This window comes from Nonomuraea cypriaca (genome assembly GCF_015645445.1).
Classification (GTDB): domain Bacteria; phylum Actinomycetota; class Actinomycetes; order Streptosporangiales; family Streptosporangiaceae; genus Nonomuraea; species Nonomuraea cypriaca.
In genome coordinates, this window is the sequence record NZ_JADOGI010000110.1 from 18059 (window position 1) to 34477 (window position 16419).

A 16419-nucleotide genomic window follows, 5' to 3' on the forward strand; every position below is an offset into this window, starting at 1 on the left:
CGCTAACGCAGGTGCACCGCGTCGGGGCCGAGGCCGGCGACCCCGCCGACGCCCAGCATCTGCACGGTGCGTACGAGCTCGGCGTGCAGCAGGTCGAGGACCCGCGTCACGCCGGGCTCGCCGCCGGCCATCAGACCGTACAGGTAGGCGCGGCCGACGAAGCACGCCCGGGCGCCGAGCGCGACCCCGGCCGCGACGTCGGCCCCGCTGCGCACACCACCGTCGAGGAAGACCTCCGTACGGTCGCCCACGGCCTCCACCACGTGGGGCAGCAGCTCCAGCGGCGTGGCGGAGCGGTCGAGCTGGCGCCCACCGTGGTTGGAGACGACGATCCCGTCCACTCCGACCGCGGCCAGCTCCTTGGCGTCGTCCACCCGCTGCACGCCCTTGACCAGCAGCCGCCCCTGCCAGGCCGACCTGATCCACTCCAGGTCCCTGACCGTCACCGACGGGTCGAACAACATGTTCGTGATCCCGGCGAGGTCGGACGGCGCGCCGTCGACGGTGGCGAACCTGAGCGGCTCGCTGGTCAGGAAGTCGAACCACCACGCCGGGTGCCGCGCCGCCTGCAGTACGCTGCGCCAGCGCAGCGACGGCGGGATCGTCAGGCCGTGCCGCACGTCGCGCAGCCGCGCCCCGGCGACCGGCACGTCCACGGTCACCACCAGCACGTCCATGCCGGCGTCGCGGGCCATGGCGAGCGTCTCCAGGTTGCGGTCGCGGTCGCGGACGACGTACAGCTGGAACCAGTTCCACCCGCCGGGCGCCGCCTTGGCCACGTCTGCGGCGGTCGTGGTGCCCATGGTGGACAGCGTGTACGGCACGCCCGCCCGCTCGGCCGCCCTGGCCACGGCCCGCTCGCCGGCGCGATGCATCATCCGGGTGAACCCGGTGGGCCCCAGCACGACCGGCATCGCGATCCGCCGGCCCAGGATCTCCACCGCCGTCGGCGCCTCGGCGACGTCGCGCAGCACCCGCGGGCTGAACTCCACCCGCCCGAACGCCTCCACCGCCCTGGCCATCGACCGCTCCGCCTCGGCCGCGCCGTCCACGTAGTCGAACACCATCCGCGGCGCGCGCCTCCTGGCCAGCCGCCGCAGATCGGCGACGTCGGCGGCGGCCGCCACCCGTTCCGCCCTGGACAGCCGCGGCCGCCCGGGCAGCAGCCCCCGCAACTCCCGCCACCGGGGCAGGCGTCGCGGGTCGTGATATGTCGTGTCGATGCCCAGGACGCTACCAAACGACCTACGGTGGTGTCATGATCGACCCCGGCCCCGCACGCCGCTCACTCGTGAACGGGTGGATCGCGCTCGTCGGTGACTCGCCCGCCGCTCGCGCCACGGGGGCGGAGCTGATCGCCCGCTGGTCCGAGCCGCACCGCCGCTACCACACCCTGGACCACCTGGCCGCCGTGCTCGGCGCGGTCGCCGAGCTGGCCGGCGAGGCGGAGGACACGGTGGCGGTGGGGCTGGCCGCCTGGTTCCACGACGCGGTCTACGACGGCAGGCCCGGCTGGGACGAGGAACGCAGCGCCCAGCTCGCCCAGTCACGCCTGCCCGGGTGCGGGGTGCCGGCCGGCCGGATCGCCGAGGTCGCCAGGCTCGTACGCCTCACCGCGGCCCACGACACCCTCGCGGAAGGCGACCCGAACGGCGCCGTCCTGTGCGACGCCGACCTGGCCGTCCTCGGCCGCCCCGGATACGACGCGTACGCCGCCGCCATCCGGCAGGAGTACGCCCACGTGCAGGAAGAGCCGTTCAAGAAGGGCCGCGCCGAGGTGCTGCGCCGTCTGCTGGCCGCGCCCCGCCTCTACCGGACCGCCAGGGCGCGCGCGTCGTGGGAGGAACGGGCCCGCGCCAACCTGGCGGCCGAGCTAGCGGCGCTTACGGCGGCGCAGCCCGGCGCCGATGAGACGCAGTAACAGCTCCCGCGAGGTGACCGCCTCGGCCCCCAGCGCCACCGCCCGGGCGTGCACGGTCTCCGGCACGTCGTAGTGATCCCGGTCGAACGCCCGCTCGGGCACCCCCAGCCGCGCCGCGAAGTCGTGCAACTCCTCCAGTGAGCTGTCGCTGACCAGATGCGACCACATCAGGCCACGCGGCCCAGGCCAGTCGGGGGGATCGATGAGCACGGTCACGACCTCAAGGGTAGAACCCTTCCGCGCACGCCGAGCTCGCCCAGATCCAACAGCACGACGTCGGCGCCGTGCGCGCGCAACTCGGCCGGCGCGCCCTCTCTGGTGACCGCGACCACGAGCCCGAACGCGCCCCTCCTGCCCGCCTCGATCCCCGGCAGCGCCGCGTCGACCACCGCGGCCTTGGCGGCTGGCAGGTCCAGCCGCCGCACCGCCTCGGCGAACAGGGCGGGGTCCGGCTTGCCGGGCAAGTTCATCAGCGCCGCGTCGTTGCCGTCCACGAGCAGGTCGAACAGGTGCATGACGCCGGCCGAGGTCACGAGCTTGCGTCCGTGCAGGCTGGCGGACACGGCCGCCGTACGCGCGCCCCGCTGCCGCAGCTCGTGCAGCAGCGCCACGGTGGGCGGGAAGGCGGCCACGCCGTACTTCTCCACCTGGTCCAGGAAGATCCGGTCCTTGGCCAGGCCCAGCCCGTACACCGTGGGCGCGCCCGGCTCGTCGTCAGGCGCGCCCTCGGGCACCGTGATGCCGCGCGCCGCCAGGAACGTGCGGATGCCGTCCAGCCGCGGCCGGCCGTCCACGTGGCGCAGATAGTCGTCGCGGATGTCGAACGGCGCCGAGCGGCCGCGCAGGAACGCGTCGAAGACGTGCTTCCAGGCGGCCGCGTGTCCGCGAGCGGTGTCGGTGACCACGCCGTCGGTGTCGAACACGACGGCGCTGATCACGGTCAGGTCGATGACGGGCTCGTCCACACAGCGAACGTAACCCGGTTCACCGGCGTCCGGATAGCGCCTTTACCAGGAGACGGGCAGTTCCTTGACCCCGTACACGATCGCGAGCTCCCTGAACGGCACCTCGCCCGCGACGTGCAGCCCGGGGAAGCGGCGCAGCAGGGCGGGGAACGCGATGCGCATCTCCATCTGGGCCAGCGGCGCGCCGACGCAGCGGTGGATGCCGTGCCCGAACGCCAGGTGCGAGCCGGCCGTCTCCCTGCCCGGCCTGACCTGGTCCATGTCATCGCCCAGCGCCGGGTCGCGGTTGGCGCCGGTCAGCGAGCAGAGCACCATCTCGCCCTTCTTGATCGGCACCCCGTGCAGCTCCAGGTCGTCGCGGGCGAAGCGGGGGAAGGCCACCTGCACGACGGTCATGTAGCGCAGCAGCTCCTCGACCACGTCGTTGATGTAGCCGTCGACCTCGCGTACCTTCGCGGCCTCCTCGGGGTTGCGCAGCAGCCACAGCGTGCCGAGCGCGAGCATGCTGGTGCTGGTGTCGTGCCCGCCGGTGAGCATGCCGTCGGCCATGCTGGCGAGCGTGCGGTCGTCGAGCTCGTCGCCGTGCTCACGCAGCAACTGGCCGAGCAGCCCTTCGCCCGGGTCCTGCCGCTCCCTGGCCACCAGGTCCGTCAGGTACGTCATCGCGTCGTTGATCGCCTGCAACGACGCCTCGGGCCCGGCCGAGAGGTCGAAACGATCCTTGCTGATCTTGACGAAGTCGGCGCGGTCGGCGTGCGGGACGCCGAGCAGCTCGCACACCACCAGCGAAGGGATCGGCAGCGCGAACTCCTCCATCAGGTCGACCGGCCGCGACTCCGCCCCCTTGGCCTCGATCCGGTCCAGGTGCTCCTCGACCATGGCCTCGATGCGCGGCTCCAGCCTGCGCAGCCGCCGCATCGTGAACTCGGGCGTCAGGTACTTGCGCAGCCGCGTGTGCTCGGGCGGGTCCCGGAATCCGAGACCGCCGGGGTCCTCCTGGTTGGAGCCGAGGCCGATCACGCCGGCGAAGTCGTTGCTGAACCGCTCGTGGTCGCCCAGAACGGCGCGTACGTCCTCCCAGCGGGTGACGAGGTACACGGTCTGGTCGCCGGGGATCTCCATCGGGAAGACCCGCTGCTCGGTCCGGATACGGGCGAGCTCGGCCACGGGGTCGAACTCGTCACGCATGAACTGGACGAGCGGGAAGTCTGTGTCTGACATCGATATCCGTCCTGCTGGGATGCATCGCACTTTTTTGGGATAAATCCCTCCGTAGATGGTCCCACCCGAAGAGCCGTGCGGTGCCCTCCGAAAGAACGAATTTACATCTCAACTCCGGCCTCGGCCCGACGGGAACCAACGGCCCGGACAGACCGGAACCGTTCATCTGCGGGCCAACGCCCTCGTGACCTCGCCGGGAGGCGGTTCGGTCCGGTCGCGGGCGATGAGCGGGGGCTCGGGCAACGGGGCCTCGGCCGACAGGGACGGGGGCGCGGGTTTGGGCTTGCGTGGCTCGCGCACCCCGCCGTCGCCGCCTCGCGGGTCGTCGAACGGGAAGTCGTCGTCTTCGGGGCCGTGCGGCTCCCCGGGCCCGAATCCGGGCAACCAGCTCGATACGCCGCTGGGTAGAGCACGGCGTCTACGCGATCGCTTGCTCACATTCCCCTCCTCGCCCCGATTGTGCGCTCGTGCCCGGGATCGCAGCCAGAGGTGGTTCACGTCTCTATCCCGTACGGCAGCCCACGTTCGGGAGGGACCGTGGTGGGAGGGGAACACGAGGGAAACAGGGGCAAAGTGGGACAGCAGATGCGGTTTGGCGTACAAGATAGCGACATTCTGCAATGATCTCGTCGCATAGAGCCGGACTTAGAGCCCTCACGGATAGTGACTGATGCCGACATTCGAGGAAATCACAGCCTTCGTCACCAAGCAGCCGCTCGCCACCGCCGTCATCGCGCTGCTCACCCTGGCCGCCCTCGCGCTGGCGTTCCTGGTGCTCAGGGTCGTCTGGCGCGCAGTGGCCTGGTTGTTCGCCCGCTACGTCGCCCCCCGTCCCATAGAGGACGTCCTGACCATCGTGGCCGCGTCCATCGCCACCGGTGTGTCCGCGCAGGGCATGTGGCGTTTCTCCGGTGACGTGCTGGGCCTCGATGGACCGCTCCGCCTGCTGCTGTTCGCGTTCATCGAGGTGGCGATCATCACCTCGGCCGTCCGCGCCCGCCGCAACATGCGGGAGAACTTCTCCGCCGGGATCGACGGCATCGCCGTCTGGGCGCTCACCTGCCTGACCGCCGTGCTGTCCAGCATGGACGCGCGCAGCCTGCCCGAGGCGATGTTCAGGCTGGCCGCGCCGCTGGTCGCCGCCTGGCTGTGGGAGCGCGGCATGGCCATCGAACGCCACCGCATCCGCGGCACCGGGCGCATCAACTGGCGCCTCACCCCCGAGCGGTTGCTGGTCAGGCTCGGGCTGGCCGAGGTCAGCGACCGTACGGCGAGCGAGGTCGACGCCCACCGCAGGCTGACCAGGGTGGCGCTGGCCGCCAAGCGGGCCAAGGCGCTGCGCGAGGGCGGCGCGTCCGAGCGGAAGCTGCGCGCCGCGCTGGCCAGGCTCGACAAGGCCATGGACCAGGCCGTCGAGCACACCGGCCTGGCCGTGGACCAGGCCCGCCAGGAGGCGCTGCTGGCGCAGATCGCCGCGCTCTACAACACCTCCGCCCTCATCGACGCCGACCCCCGCGTGCCCTGGGAGCCCACGGCCGACCACCATCCGGTGCCCGCCCGCCCGGCGCTGCCGCCCGCGCTGGTCGAACTGGTCGAGGACGAGGACGAGGACATCGAGGTGCTCGACACCACGCCGCAGGTCGTCGACACCGCCCAGCGGGCGGCGCTCATGCGCGAGGCCCGCGCCTACTGGGACCGGCAGATCAGCAAGGGCATCGTGCCGCGTACGGTGGACATCGCCCAGGAGATCGGGATCTCGCTGGCCACGGCACGCGAGTATCGTGCCCTCTGGAAGCTGGAGCCGCAGGCGCACGCCCTGATCGAGGCTCTCTACCAGCAGCACGGCATCGTCGACACCGGAGCCTTCCCGGCCATCGCGCCCGACGGGAGGGTCCTGACCAAGTCCTGAGGGAGCACGTTTGCGGGAGCGCACGCTCGACCGCGTCAGGAAACTCCTGGCCAAGGCCGAACGCACCGACAACGAGCACGAGCGGGCCACGTTCATGGCGGCCGCCTCGGCCCTCATGGCCAAGTACGGCATCGACTCCCTCCCGCCCGCCGGCTCCAGACAGACGCCCGGCGACCGGATCGTCACCCTGCCCAACCCGTGGGCCAGGGAGAAGGCCCGCCTCGTCAGCCTCGTGGCGCAGGCGACGCGCTGCCGTCCCCTGCTCATCGGCCGGGGCGACGGCGGGCAGCGGGTGCACGTGTTCGGGTTCGCCGCCGACCTGGAGCGGGCCGACCTGCTGGCCACGTCGCTGCTGCTGCAGATGGCCTCGGGGCTGGCCCGCGTACGGCTCCCTGAGGGCACCACGGCCGTGCGGGCGTATCGCAGGTCGTGGCTGCTCGGCTTCACGGACGAGGTGTACCGGCTGCTGTGCGCCGCGGAGGCGCGGGCCGAGTCCGGGGCCGCGGGCACCGGGACCGCGCTGGTGCTGGCCGATCGCCGGGCCGAGGTGGAGCGGGTGGTCGCCGCCCACTACCCGAAGATCCGGTTGAGCGTGCCGACGACCAGCGGCACCGGCTACCGCGACGGGGTCGCCGCCGGCCGCCTGGCCGATCTCGGCCGTACCGGGATGAGCGCCGGCACGGCGCCCGAGCTCATGTGACCGAGCGCTTGGTGAGCCCGTTCGGAGATCCGTTTGGGGCGTCGCGCAGCGGGCATATCCGCGCACACGGAACGCAGACCCGCCGAAGCGAGAGCGGTCAACGTGAACGCATCCCCCCGCCTCACCACCGCCGACCGGCTCCGTGAACTCGCCCGCGACCTCCTGACCGCCGCCCGCGTCCCGCAGGACACGGCCGCGACGGTCGCCGAGTCCCTGGTGGAGGCCGACCTGACCGGGCACGGCTCACACGGCGTGCGGCGGCTCACGCCGTACACCGAGCGGATCGAGGCGGGCGTGATCGTGCCGGACGCGCGCCCGGAGGTCGTCACGCGGCGCGGGGCCACCGCCGTCGTGTCGGGACGGCGCGGGTTCGGCCAGGCCGCCGCGCGCCTCGCCACCGCCGAGGCGGCGGAGCTCGCCGCCGCCCACGGCGTGGGCGTGGTGGCGATCAGGGAGTGCAACCACGTCGGCAGACTCGGCGAGTACGCGACGACGCTGGCGGAGCGCGGCCTGATCGCCCAGGTCGTGGGCAACGCGGATCCGACGGTGGCCCCGTTCGGCGGGCATCGCCGGATGCTCGGCACCAACCCCATGGCCTGGGCCGCGCCACGACGCGAGGGCGCCGTGGTGATGGACTGGGCCACCGCCGCCATGGCCGAGGGCAAGCTCGGCCTGCTGCGCGTCGCCGGCGCGCCGGCCCCGGAAGGGGTGCTCGTCGACCCCGAGGGGCGCCACTCCACCGACCCGGCAGACTTCTACCGTGGCGGGGCCCTGCTGCCGTTCGGCGGCCACAAGGGCTACGGCCTGAGCGTCCTCATCGAGCTGGTCGGCGGCCTGCTCACGGACACGGGAACGGCCTGCTCACCGGAGTACGACGGCACGTTCGGCACCGTGATCACCGCGGTCGACATCGCCTCGTTCGTCCCCCTGGAACAGTACGTCGCCCAGGTCGAGTCCTTCTGCGCGGCCCTGCGCGCCTCCGGCCCCGGCGTGGTCGTACCGGGGGAGCCCGAGTCCGAGACGCGCGCGGCGCGGGTGAAGGAGGGGATCCCGGTGCCCCTGCCGGTGTGGGCGGAGCTGGCGGCGCTCGCCTCGCGGCTCGGCGTTCCCTGGCCTGACACGCCCCCTGGAGGTTAGATGTCCGCCACGACACCCGAGTTAAGACGCGTCGTCCTGGGCGCCCTCGTCGGCACCGCCCTGGAGTGGTACGACTTCTTCATCTACGGCACCGCCGCCGCCCTCGTCTTCAACCGCCTCTTCTTCACCGAGGCCGACCCGGCGGCGGGCACGATCGCCGCGTTCGCCACGTTCGGCGTCGGCTTCGTGGTCCGGCCGTTCGGCGGCATCCTCTTCGGCCACCTCGGCGACAAGATCGGCCGTCGCTCCACCCTGATCATCACGACCGTCATCATGGGCGTGTCCACCGGCCTGATCGGCCTGCTGCCCACCTACCCCGCCATCGGCGTGTGGGCGCCGGTCCTGCTCACGCTGCTGCGGGTCTGCCAGGGACTCGGCGCGGGCGCGGAGTTCGGCGGCGCGGCGACGCTGCTGGCCGAGCACTCCCCGCCCGGCCGGCGCGGCTACTACGCCTCCTATGCCCAGACCGGCGTGCAGATCGGCCTCGTGCTCGGCACGTCGGCGTTCCTGCTGGTCCAGCTCCTGCCCGAGCCGGACGTCACCTCGTGGGGCTGGCGGGTGCCGTTCCTGGTGAGCTTCGCGCTGATCGGCGTGGCCCTGTACGTGCGCCTGCGCGTGGCCGAGTCGCCGGTGTTCCGCGAGATGGAGCGCACCCGCGAGATCGTCCGGCTGCCCATCAGGGACGCGCTGGCCCGCTACCCGCGTAACTTCCTGGTCGGCGTCGGGGCGCACATCTGCGACACGGCCGTGGTCTACACGCTGGCCACGTTCAGCGTCGCGTACGCCACGGACCAGCTCGGCCTGGACAACCGTACGGCGCTGCTCGGCGTGGTCTTCTTCGGGCTGACGGTCATCGTGCTCCAGCCGATCTACGGCAACCTGTCGGACCGCGTGGGACGGCGGCCGCTCAACCTGTTCAGCGTGGTGTTCGTGGCGGTGTTCGTCTATCCCTACTTCCTCATGGTCAACACCGGCGTCCCCTGGCTGGTGTGGCTGGCCATGATGGTGATGGGGGCGTTCGGGTTCGCGCCGCAGGTGGCCGTGCAGCCGGTGTTCTACGCCGAGCTGTTCGGGGCACGGGTGCGGTACACCGGGTTCGCCGCCTCGCGCGAGCTGGGCGCGGCGCTGGCCGGGTTCTCGCCGCTGATCGGCGCGGCGCTGGCGGCGCGGCTGGACGGGGCGCCGTGGCTGGTGGCGGCGTTCCTGATCGGGACGGCGGTGATCTCGTTCGTGGCGTTCCACGCCTCGTACGAGAGCAAGGACATGGACATCACGGCCGCCGACCCGGGACGCGGACCACTCGTGGAGGAGTGAGCATGGACATCAACGGCACGGTCGCCGTCGTCACCGGCGGCGGCACCGGCATCGGGGCGGCGGTCGCGGAGAGCCTGGCCAGGAAGGGCGCGGCGGCCGTGGTCGTCAACTACTCGCGTTCCGCGGCGGAGGCCGAGGCGACCGCAGGACGGCTGCGGGACCTGGGCTGCAAGGCCGAGGCCGTGGCCGCCGACGTGTCCGACGACGCCGCCGTACGCCGTCTGGCCGAGCGCGTACGCGCCGCCCACGGCCGGGTGGACGCCCTCGTGTGCAACGCGGGGACGACGAAGTGGGTGCCGTTCCCCGACCTGGAGGGGCTCACCGACGACGTGTGGCGGCAGATCATGGGCGTCAACCTCATGGGCGCCTTCTACTGCGCCCGCGCCTTCGCCCCCGACCTGCGGGCCACCCGCGGCGCGATCGTCAACGTGGCCTCCGTCGCCGGGCTCCTGGGCACGGGCTCGTCCATCGCGTACGGCGTGAGCAAGGCCGCCATGCTCCACCTCACCCGCGATCTCGCGGTCGCGCTCGGTCCCGAGGTCAGGGTGAACGCGGTCGCGCCCGGCATCGTGGCGACCCGCTGGCACATCGACCGCGTGGGCGAGCAGGTCTTCGCCGAGATGGCCGGCAGGGAGGAGGCCAAGGCGCCGCTGCGGCGCACGGCACGCCCCGAGCACATCGCCCAGATGGTGACCGCGCTGCTGGAGGCCGACCTGGTGACGGGAGAGGTCCTCGTGGGCGACGGCGGCCGGCATCTGACGTACTGATGCCCGCTGATGCTCGATCGTGGCCGCCTGGGCCCGCCGGCCCGGGCGGTCAGCCGAGGGTGGCGGAGACCAGGGAGCGGGCCTCCTCCTGCACCTTGGCCAGGTGGTCGGGACCTCTGAAGGACTCGGCGTAGATCTTGTAGACGTCCTCGGTGCCGGACGGGCGGGCCGCGAACCAGGCGTTCTCCGTCGAGACCTTCACTCCGGCCAGCGAGGCGCCGTTGCCCGGGGCCGACGTCCGCACCGCCGTGATCGGCTCGCCCGCCAGCGTCGACGCGGTCACCCGCTCGGCCGACAGCCGGCCGAGCACGGCCTTCTCCTCGCGGGTCGCCGGGGCGTCCACCCGCGCGTACGCGGGCTCCCCGAACCGCTTCGTCAGCTCCGCGTAGTGCGCGCTCGGCGACTCGCCGGTGACGGCCAGGATCTCGGACGCCAGCAGCGCCAGGATGATCCCGTCCTTGTCGGTGGACCACACCGACCCGTCGCGCCGCAGGAAAGACGCCCCCGCGCTCTCCTCGCCGCCGAACCCCAGCGACCCGTCGAGCAGCCCGGGCACGAACCACTTGAAGCCCACAGGCACCTCGTAGAGCCGCCGGCCCAGCGACTCGGCGACGCGGTCGATGACGCCGCTGCTGACCATGGTCTTGCCGACCCCGGCGTCCGCCGGCCAGCCGTCGCGGTGACTGTAGAGGTAGGAGATGGCCACGGCCAGGTAGTGGTTGGGGTTGAGCAGCCCGCCGTCGGGCGTCACGATGCCGTGCCGGTCCGCGTCGGCGTCGTTGCCGGTGGAGATGTCATAGGTGTCGCGACCGGAGATGAGCGAGGCCATCGCGTACGGCGACGAGCAGTCCATCCGTATCTTGCCGTCCCAGTCGAGCGTCATGAACCGCCAGGTCGGATCGACCAGCGGGTTGACCACGGTCAGGTCGAGCCGGTGCCGATCGGCGATCTCCCCCCAGTAGGCCACGCTCGCCCCGCCCAGGGGGTCGGCCCCGATCCGCACGCCGGCCGCCCGGATCGCGTCCAGGTCCACCACGGACGGCAGGTCGTCCACGTACGTGCCGAGGAAGTCGTAGCGCCCCGCCTGCCGCACGGCCTTCGCGTACGGGATCCGCGACACGCTCGCCATCCCGTCGGCCAGCAGCCGGTTGGCCCGATCCTGGATCCACGTGGTGGCCTCGGAGTCGGCGGGCCCGCCGTGCGGCGGGTTGTACTTGAACCCGCCGTCACCCGGCGGATTGTGCGACGGCGTGATCACGACGCCGTCGGCCAGGCCGGACGTGCGCGCCCGGTTGTGCCGCAGGATGGCGTGCGAGACGGCGGGCGTCGGCGTGTAGCCGTCACGCGTGTCGATCAGCGTCTCGACCCCGTTGGCCGCGAACACCTCCAGCGCCGACACCCGCGCGGGCTCCGACAGCGCGTGCGTGTCGATGCCGACGAACAGTGGGCCGTCCGTGCCCTGCGCCCGCCGGTATTCGCAGATGGCCTGGCTCGTGGCGAGAATGTGGTCCTCGTTGAACGCAGCGTTCAGCGACGAGCCCCGATGCCCCGAGGTGCCGAACGCGACCCGCTGTCCGGCCTCGCCCGGATCGGGCCGCAGGGCGTAGTAGGACGTCACCAGCCTGGCGACGTCGACCAGATCGGCGGGCTCGGCGGGCTTCCCCGCGCGCTCGTGCGTCATGTACGCCACTTTACAAACGCGGCCCGGCCCGGCCACCAGCGCGGCGCGTGACACGATAGTTTGACGGTCAACCAACAGAGTGGAGTTCCAGCCATGCGATACGGCTCTTTCCTGGCCGAGCGCCAAGTCGCCGACCCGATCGCCGACCTGCGCGACCAGATCGCCCAAGCCGTGGCCGACGGCTTCAGCTCCGCCTGGCTGTCGCACATCTTCAGCCTCGACGCACTCACGGCGCTGGCCGTCGCCGGCAGCCAGGTCCCCGCCATCGAGCTGGGCACCTCGGTGGTGCCGGTCCACCCCCGCCACCCCGCCGCGCTGGCCCAGCAGGCCATGACCGCCAACGCCGCGCTCGGCGGGCGGCTGACGCTCGGCGTCGGGCTCTCCCACCAGCCCGTCATCGAGGCCATGTTCGGCTACAGCTTCGACCGTCCCGGCCAGTACATGCGGGAATATCTCGACATCCTCATCCCGGCCAGCAGGGGCGAGCAGGTCGCGTACGAGGGGGAGAGGCTCAAGGCCGGCCTCACGCTCACCACACCGGGCAGCGGCTTCCCCGTGCTAGTGGCCGCGCTCGGCCCGCGCATGCTCAAGCTGGCCGGCACCGTGGCAGACGGCACCGTCCTGTGGATGACGGGCCCCAAGACGATCGCCGGGCACATCACGCCCACCATCACCGCCGCCGCGGCCGAGGCCGGCCGCGAGGCACCGCGCATCGTCTGCCAGCTGCCCCTCTGCGTCACCGACGACCCCGCCGCCGCCGTCGCGCGCGCGAACGAGATCTTCGAGATCTACGGCCAGTTCCCCTCCTATCGAGCGATGCTCGACAGGGAAGGCGCGGCCACCCCCGGCGACGTGGCGATCGTCGGCGACGAGGACACGGTGCTGGCCAAACTCGCCGAGCTGGAGCGGGCCGGCGTGACCGACTTCGTGGCCTCCGTGTTCGCCAACCGGGACCGCACCAGGACCCTGCTGACCGGCGCGGCGAAGGGTTGATCGGGACGCATCTCAATAAACTCCGGCAAGATGAAGCGCTTGAGCGGTGACATGCTCACCGGGATAGACGTGTCCAACTGGCAGGGCACCGTCAACTGGTCAGGCCACGCGGAGGCCGGGGTGGCCTTCGCGTTCGCCAAGGCCAGCGAGGGTGCCGACTACACCGACGAGTGGTTCGCCCGCAACTGGAACGGCATGCGGGAGAGCTGGATCGTCTGCGGCGCGTACCACTTCGCCAGGCCCAAGGGCGACCCCATCGAGCAGGCCCGCCACTTCCTCGGCGTGATCAGGTCGGCGGGCGGGCTGCGCCGCGGTGACCTGATCGCACTCGACCTGGAGACGAACGACGGGCTGCGCCCCGAGCGGGTCGCCCGCTACGCGCGCCGCTGGTGCCACCACGTCGAACGGCATTGCGGCGTACGTCCCTTCATCTACACCTTCAACACCTTCGCGCGCCGCGGGCACTGCGCAGGCCTGGGCGAATATCCGCTGTGGATCGCCAGCCCCGAGAGCGCCCGCGGCCGGCCCGCCGTGCCCCGCCCCTGGAGCGACTGGACCATCCACCAGTACGCCAACACCCCCCTGGACCGGAACATCTTCCACGGATCCCGCAAGGAGCTGACAAGGCTGGGGTTTCACCCGCGATAGCATCGGTTCCACCATCGAACCAGCCTCGATGCCGGGCATCGAGCGCGATCCAAGGGAGTCACCGTGTCAGCCGAGCTACGCATCACCCTCGCCGGAGCCGAGCGTGTGGTCGCGGCCGGCACGACGGCCGGTGAGGCGCTCGAGGCGGACGGCCGCACGGTCATCGCGGCCCGGATCAACGGCGAGCCGCGCGACCTGGCGCACCCGCTGGCCCAGGACGACGTGGTCGAGCCGATCGAGTCCTCCAGCGCGGACGGCCGGGCCATCGTCCGGCACTCCACCGCCCACGTCATGGCGCAGGCCGTGCAGGAGCTGTTCCCCGAGGCCAAGCTCGGCATCGGGCCGCCAGTCGACAACGGCTTCTACTACGACTTCGACGTCGAGCAGGCATTCCACCCCGACGACCTCAAGCGCGTCGAGAAGCGCATGCGGGAGATCGTCAAGCAGGGGCAGCTGTTCTCCCGCCGGGCCGTCTCCGACGACGAGGCGCGCGAGGAGCTGGCCGCGGAGCCGTACAAACTCGAGCTGATCGGGCTCAAGGGTGGGGCGGCCGAGGAGGAGTCGGTGGAGGTGGGCGCCGGGCAGCTCACCATCTACGACAACCTCGACCCGAAGACCGGCGAGCTGTGCTGGAAGGACCTGTGCCGCGGCCCGCACGTGCCGTCCACCCGGTCGATCCCGGCGTTCAAGCTGATGCGCTCCGGCGGCGCCTACTGGCGAGGCAGCGAGAAGAACCCGCAGCTCCAGCGCATCTACGGCACCGCGTGGGAGTCGCGCGACAAGCAGGACGAATACCTCAAGCTGCTGGAGGAGGCCGAGAAGCGCGACCACCGCAGGCTGGGGGCGGAGCTCGACCTGTTCAGCTTCCCACCCGAGCTGGGCAGCGGCCTGCCGGTCTTCCATCCCAAGGGCGGGATCATCCGCAAGGAGATGGAAGACTACATGCGCCGGCGGCAGGGCGAGGCGGGCTACGAGTTCGTCAACACCCCGCACATCACCAAGTCGCAGCTGTTCGAGACCTCCGGTCACCTGCCGTGGTATGCCGAGGACATGTTCCCGCCCTTCGAGCTGGAGGGCGTCGAATACCGCGTCAAGCCGATGAACTGTCCGATGCACAACCTGATCTTCCGGGCGCGCGGCCGGTCCTACCGCGAGCTGCCGCTGCGGCTGTGCGAGTTCGGCTCCGTCTACCGCTACGAGAAGTCGGGCGTGGTCCACGGCCTGACCCGGGTGCGCGGCATGACGCAGGACGACTCGCACATCTACTGCACCCGTGAGCAGATGGTCGGCGAGATCAAGAGCCTGCTCACCTTCGTGCTCAGCGTGCTGCGCGACTTCGGCCTGGAGGAGTTCTACCTGGAGCTGTCCACCCGCGACGACTCCGACAAGTTCATCGGCGACCCGGCCGACTGGGACGAAGCCACCGCGGCGCTGCGCCAGACGGCCGAGGAGTCCGGGCTGGAGCTGGTCGACGACCCGGGCGGCGCGGCCTTCTACGGCCCCAAGATCTCGGTGCAGGCCAAGGACGCGATCGGCCGCACCTGGCAGTTGTCCACCATCCAGCTCGACCTCAACCAGCCCAAGCGGTTCGAGCTCGAATACCAGGCCGCCGACGGCAGCCGCCAGACGCCGGTCATGATCCACCGGGCGCTGTTCGGCTCGATCGAGCGCTTCCTCGGCGTCCTCACCGAGCACTACGCGGGCGCCTTCCCGCCCTGGCTGGCCCCGGTCCAGGTCGTCGGCATCCCGATCGCCGACGCCCACGTGCCCTACCTGCAGGACGTCGCCAAGCGGCTGCGCGAGCGCGGCATCCGGGTCGAGGTCGACACGGCCGACGACCGCATGCAGAAGAAGATCCGCAACGCGCAGAAGGCCAAGGTGCCGTTCATGCTGCTCGCCGGCGACGACGACATCGCCAACGGCGCGGTGTCGTTCCGCTACCGCAACGGTGAGCAGAAGAACGGCGTCCCGGTCGAGGAGGCGGTCGCCGAGATCGTCAACGCCGTGGAGCACCGCATCCAGGTCTGACCGGAGTCACGGCGGACCCACCGCAGTCGGGCGGCTCCGCCGTGCCCTTCAGGGCGCGCCTGTGCGGTGCCTTAAGTGGGCGCGAGGTGCCTTCAGGGGGCGCCGGGTGCCTTCAGGGGTACGGGTGTGGTGCCTTCAGCAGGTGCCAGCGGGTGAGCCGGTGTTCGGGGCGCCGGTGCTCGAATGTCGGCGTTCGGTGTCGGTGTTCGGATGCCGGTGTTCGGGCGTCAGCGGGTGAACAGGCGGAACGTGACTGCGGGGCGGCCGCCGAAGCGTTCCCCCGACTCCCGGGCGAAGCCCTCGATGAGGTTGCGCGCGTACTCCTCCGGGTCCTCGCTCGTGAGGGCCTCGATGTAGGCGCGGTGCTCCAGGAGCGAGCGCACGCCGCGCTCCAGCCCGCTCGTCACGTCCACGGCGTGGGTGGGGGAGTCGGAGCCGTTGACGGCGACCCAGCGGACGCCGTTCCAGGGCTCGGCCTCAGTGTCCGGAAATATCCACCGATTGCCGGCGTCCCCTGCGGCGTCCAGCACGGCCGTGCCCACCGCACGGTGATCGGGCGTGTTCCAGTACGTGCCGCCCCAGGTGTCCACGGGGTTCAGGGTGATGACCAGTTCTGGGCGGTGCCTGCGGATGGCGGCGGCCAGGTCCCGCCGGAGCGCGGTTCCGAACTCGATCACTCCGTCGGCGTGGTCGAGGAACTCGACCTGGGTCACGCCGACGACGGCCGCGCTGGCCCGCTCCTCCCGCTCCCGCACCAGCCCCGCCTTGGCGGGTTCGAGCGTGTCGATACCCGCCTCGCCCTTGGTCACGATCACGTACGCGACCTCGCGTCCCGCGTCGGTCCAGGTGGCCACGGCCGCCGCGCAGCCGTACTCGAGATCGTCGGGGTGGGCGACGATGGCCAGCGCACGCTGCCAGTCGCCGGGCATGGGCTCGAGTTGATCTGGCATGGCTATCATCCTGGCAGCCACGACAACCCCCGCGAACCCCGCCGAGAGGTGCAAACCCGGGAGAGCAGAGGACACGGGAAAGTGGCGGTCTCGCTTTGGGAGAGTGGCGGGGTTCGGTGAGGGGCAGTCTCGGGGGAGTGGCGGCTTTGGGTGAGCGGCGGGCCCGGGCGACCGGCACTCTCGGG

16 protein-coding genes are annotated in these 16419 nt (G+C 71.7%); 9 read left to right on the forward strand and 7 right to left on the reverse strand.

The window, feature by feature from the left end; genetic code table 11:
- Positions 1-2: 2 nt before the first annotated feature.
- Positions 3-1175, reverse strand: coding sequence for an alpha-hydroxy acid oxidase (locus tag ITP53_RS30920; RefSeq protein ID WP_236051355.1), 1173 nt, complete (start codon positions 1173-1175; stop codon positions 3-5).
- 83 nt (positions 1176-1258) lie between these two features.
- Between ITP53_RS30920 and ITP53_RS30925 the strand changes: the two genes are divergently transcribed.
- Entirely contained in the window at positions 1259-1921 is a 663-nt protein-coding gene (locus ITP53_RS30925; RefSeq protein ID WP_195898992.1) for an HD domain-containing protein, read from the forward strand.
- Here the strand turns inward: ITP53_RS30925 and ITP53_RS30930 are convergent.
- The 4 genes from ITP53_RS30930 to ITP53_RS30945 form a co-directional block, all read right to left on the reverse strand.
- On the reverse strand, positions 1874-2137 hold the full coding sequence (locus ITP53_RS30930) for a DUF4031 domain-containing protein (RefSeq protein ID WP_195898993.1): 264 nt from the start codon (positions 2135-2137) through the stop codon (positions 1874-1876). The genes ITP53_RS30925 and ITP53_RS30930 overlap by 48 nt on opposite strands.
- Complete coding sequence (locus tag ITP53_RS30935) at positions 2134-2886, reverse strand: HAD family hydrolase (RefSeq protein ID WP_195898994.1); 753 nt, start codon at positions 2884-2886, stop codon at positions 2134-2136. The genes ITP53_RS30930 and ITP53_RS30935 overlap by 4 nt, the downstream gene beginning before the upstream one ends.
- Positions 2887-2928: 42 nt before the next feature.
- On the reverse strand, positions 2929-4107 hold the full coding sequence (locus ITP53_RS30940; RefSeq protein ID WP_195898995.1) for a cytochrome P450: 1179 nt from the start codon (positions 4105-4107) through the stop codon (positions 2929-2931).
- Between the two features lie 162 nt (positions 4108-4269).
- Positions 4270-4545, reverse strand: coding sequence for a hypothetical protein (locus ITP53_RS30945; protein WP_195898996.1), 276 nt, complete (start codon positions 4543-4545; stop codon positions 4270-4272).
- Positions 4546-4777: 232 nt separating this feature from the next.
- On the opposite strand from ITP53_RS30945, the gene ITP53_RS30950 reads away from it, so the two are divergent.
- The 5 genes from ITP53_RS30950 to ITP53_RS30970 all read left to right on the forward strand — a co-directional run bounded on the left by ITP53_RS30950 (position 4778) and on the right by ITP53_RS30970 (position 9934).
- The gene (locus tag ITP53_RS30950) at positions 4778-6016 is read left to right on the forward strand and encodes a hypothetical protein (protein ID WP_195898997.1); all 1239 of its coding nucleotides are present in this window, start codon (positions 4778-4780) and stop codon (positions 6014-6016) included.
- Between the two features lie 10 nt (positions 6017-6026).
- On the forward strand, positions 6027-6716 hold the full coding sequence (locus ITP53_RS30955; protein WP_195898998.1) for a DUF2786 domain-containing protein: 690 nt from the start codon (positions 6027-6029) through the stop codon (positions 6714-6716).
- 102 nt (positions 6717-6818) lie between these two features.
- Positions 6819-7853 (forward strand): Ldh family oxidoreductase, encoded by a 1035-nt coding sequence (locus ITP53_RS30960; protein WP_195898999.1) that lies wholly within the window; start codon positions 6819-6821, stop codon positions 7851-7853.
- Positions 7854-9167, forward strand: coding sequence for an MFS transporter (locus tag ITP53_RS30965; protein ID WP_195899000.1), 1314 nt, complete (start codon positions 7854-7856; stop codon positions 9165-9167).
- Positions 9168-9169: 2 nt separating this feature from the next.
- A complete protein-coding gene (locus ITP53_RS30970) occupies positions 9170-9934 on the forward strand; it encodes an SDR family NAD(P)-dependent oxidoreductase (RefSeq protein WP_195899001.1) in 765 nt (254 codons plus the stop codon).
- A gap of 49 nt (positions 9935-9983) precedes the next feature.
- Here ITP53_RS30970 and pgm read toward each other — a convergent pair whose 3' ends face one another.
- The gene (gene pgm, locus ITP53_RS30975; protein ID WP_195899002.1) at positions 9984-11615 is read right to left on the reverse strand and encodes a phosphoglucomutase (alpha-D-glucose-1,6-bisphosphate-dependent); all 1632 of its coding nucleotides are present in this window, start codon (positions 11613-11615) and stop codon (positions 9984-9986) included.
- Positions 11616-11708: 93 nt separating this feature from the next.
- On the opposite strand from pgm, the gene ITP53_RS30980 reads away from it, so the two are divergent.
- The 3 genes from ITP53_RS30980 to thrS all read left to right on the forward strand — a co-directional run bounded on the left by ITP53_RS30980 (position 11709) and on the right by thrS (position 15284).
- Positions 11709-12608 (forward strand): TIGR03564 family F420-dependent LLM class oxidoreductase, encoded by a 900-nt coding sequence (locus ITP53_RS30980; protein ID WP_195899003.1) that lies wholly within the window; start codon positions 11709-11711, stop codon positions 12606-12608.
- A gap of 30 nt (positions 12609-12638) precedes the next feature.
- The gene (locus ITP53_RS30985; protein WP_195899004.1) at positions 12639-13256 is read left to right on the forward strand and encodes a glycoside hydrolase family 25 protein; all 618 of its coding nucleotides are present in this window, start codon (positions 12639-12641) and stop codon (positions 13254-13256) included.
- Positions 13257-13319: 63 nt separating this feature from the next.
- The gene (gene thrS, locus ITP53_RS30990; protein WP_195899005.1) at positions 13320-15284 is read left to right on the forward strand and encodes a threonine--tRNA ligase; all 1965 of its coding nucleotides are present in this window, start codon (positions 13320-13322) and stop codon (positions 15282-15284) included.
- Between the two features lie 227 nt (positions 15285-15511).
- On the opposite strand, the gene ITP53_RS30995 is transcribed toward thrS, so the two are convergent.
- Positions 15512-16234, reverse strand: a complete 723-nt coding sequence (locus tag ITP53_RS30995) for a PIG-L deacetylase family protein (RefSeq protein ID WP_207756635.1) — start codon at positions 16232-16234, stop codon at positions 15512-15514.
- Positions 16235-16419 lie beyond the last annotated feature (185 nt).

Excerpts from the sequence above, each read along its gene's own strand:
- ITP53_RS30925 (WP_195898992.1), top strand. The coding sequence starts at position 1,259 with ATGATCGACCCCGGCCCCGCACGCCGCTCACTCGTGAACGGGTGGATC.
- ITP53_RS30940 (WP_195898995.1), bottom strand. The coding sequence starts at position 4,107 with ATGTCAGACACAGACTTCCCGCTCGTCCAGTTCATGCGTGACGAGTTC.
- ITP53_RS30950 (WP_195898997.1), top strand. The coding sequence starts at position 4,778 with ATGCCGACATTCGAGGAAATCACAGCCTTCGTCACCAAGCAGCCGCTC.
- ITP53_RS30965 (WP_195899000.1), top strand. The coding sequence starts at position 7,854 with ATGTCCGCCACGACACCCGAGTTAAGACGCGTCGTCCTGGGCGCCCTC.
- ITP53_RS30970 (WP_195899001.1), top strand. The coding sequence starts at position 9,170 with ATGGACATCAACGGCACGGTCGCCGTCGTCACCGGCGGCGGCACCGGC.
- pgm (WP_195899002.1), bottom strand. The coding sequence starts at position 11,615 with ATGACGCACGAGCGCGCGGGGAAGCCCGCCGAGCCCGCCGATCTGGTC.
- ITP53_RS30980 (WP_195899003.1), top strand. The coding sequence starts at position 11,709 with ATGCGATACGGCTCTTTCCTGGCCGAGCGCCAAGTCGCCGACCCGATC.
- ITP53_RS30985 (WP_195899004.1), top strand. The coding sequence starts at position 12,639 with ATGAAGCGCTTGAGCGGTGACATGCTCACCGGGATAGACGTGTCCAAC.
- ITP53_RS30995 (WP_207756635.1), bottom strand. The coding sequence starts at position 16,234 with ATGCCAGATCAACTCGAGCCCATGCCCGGCGACTGGCAGCGTGCGCTG.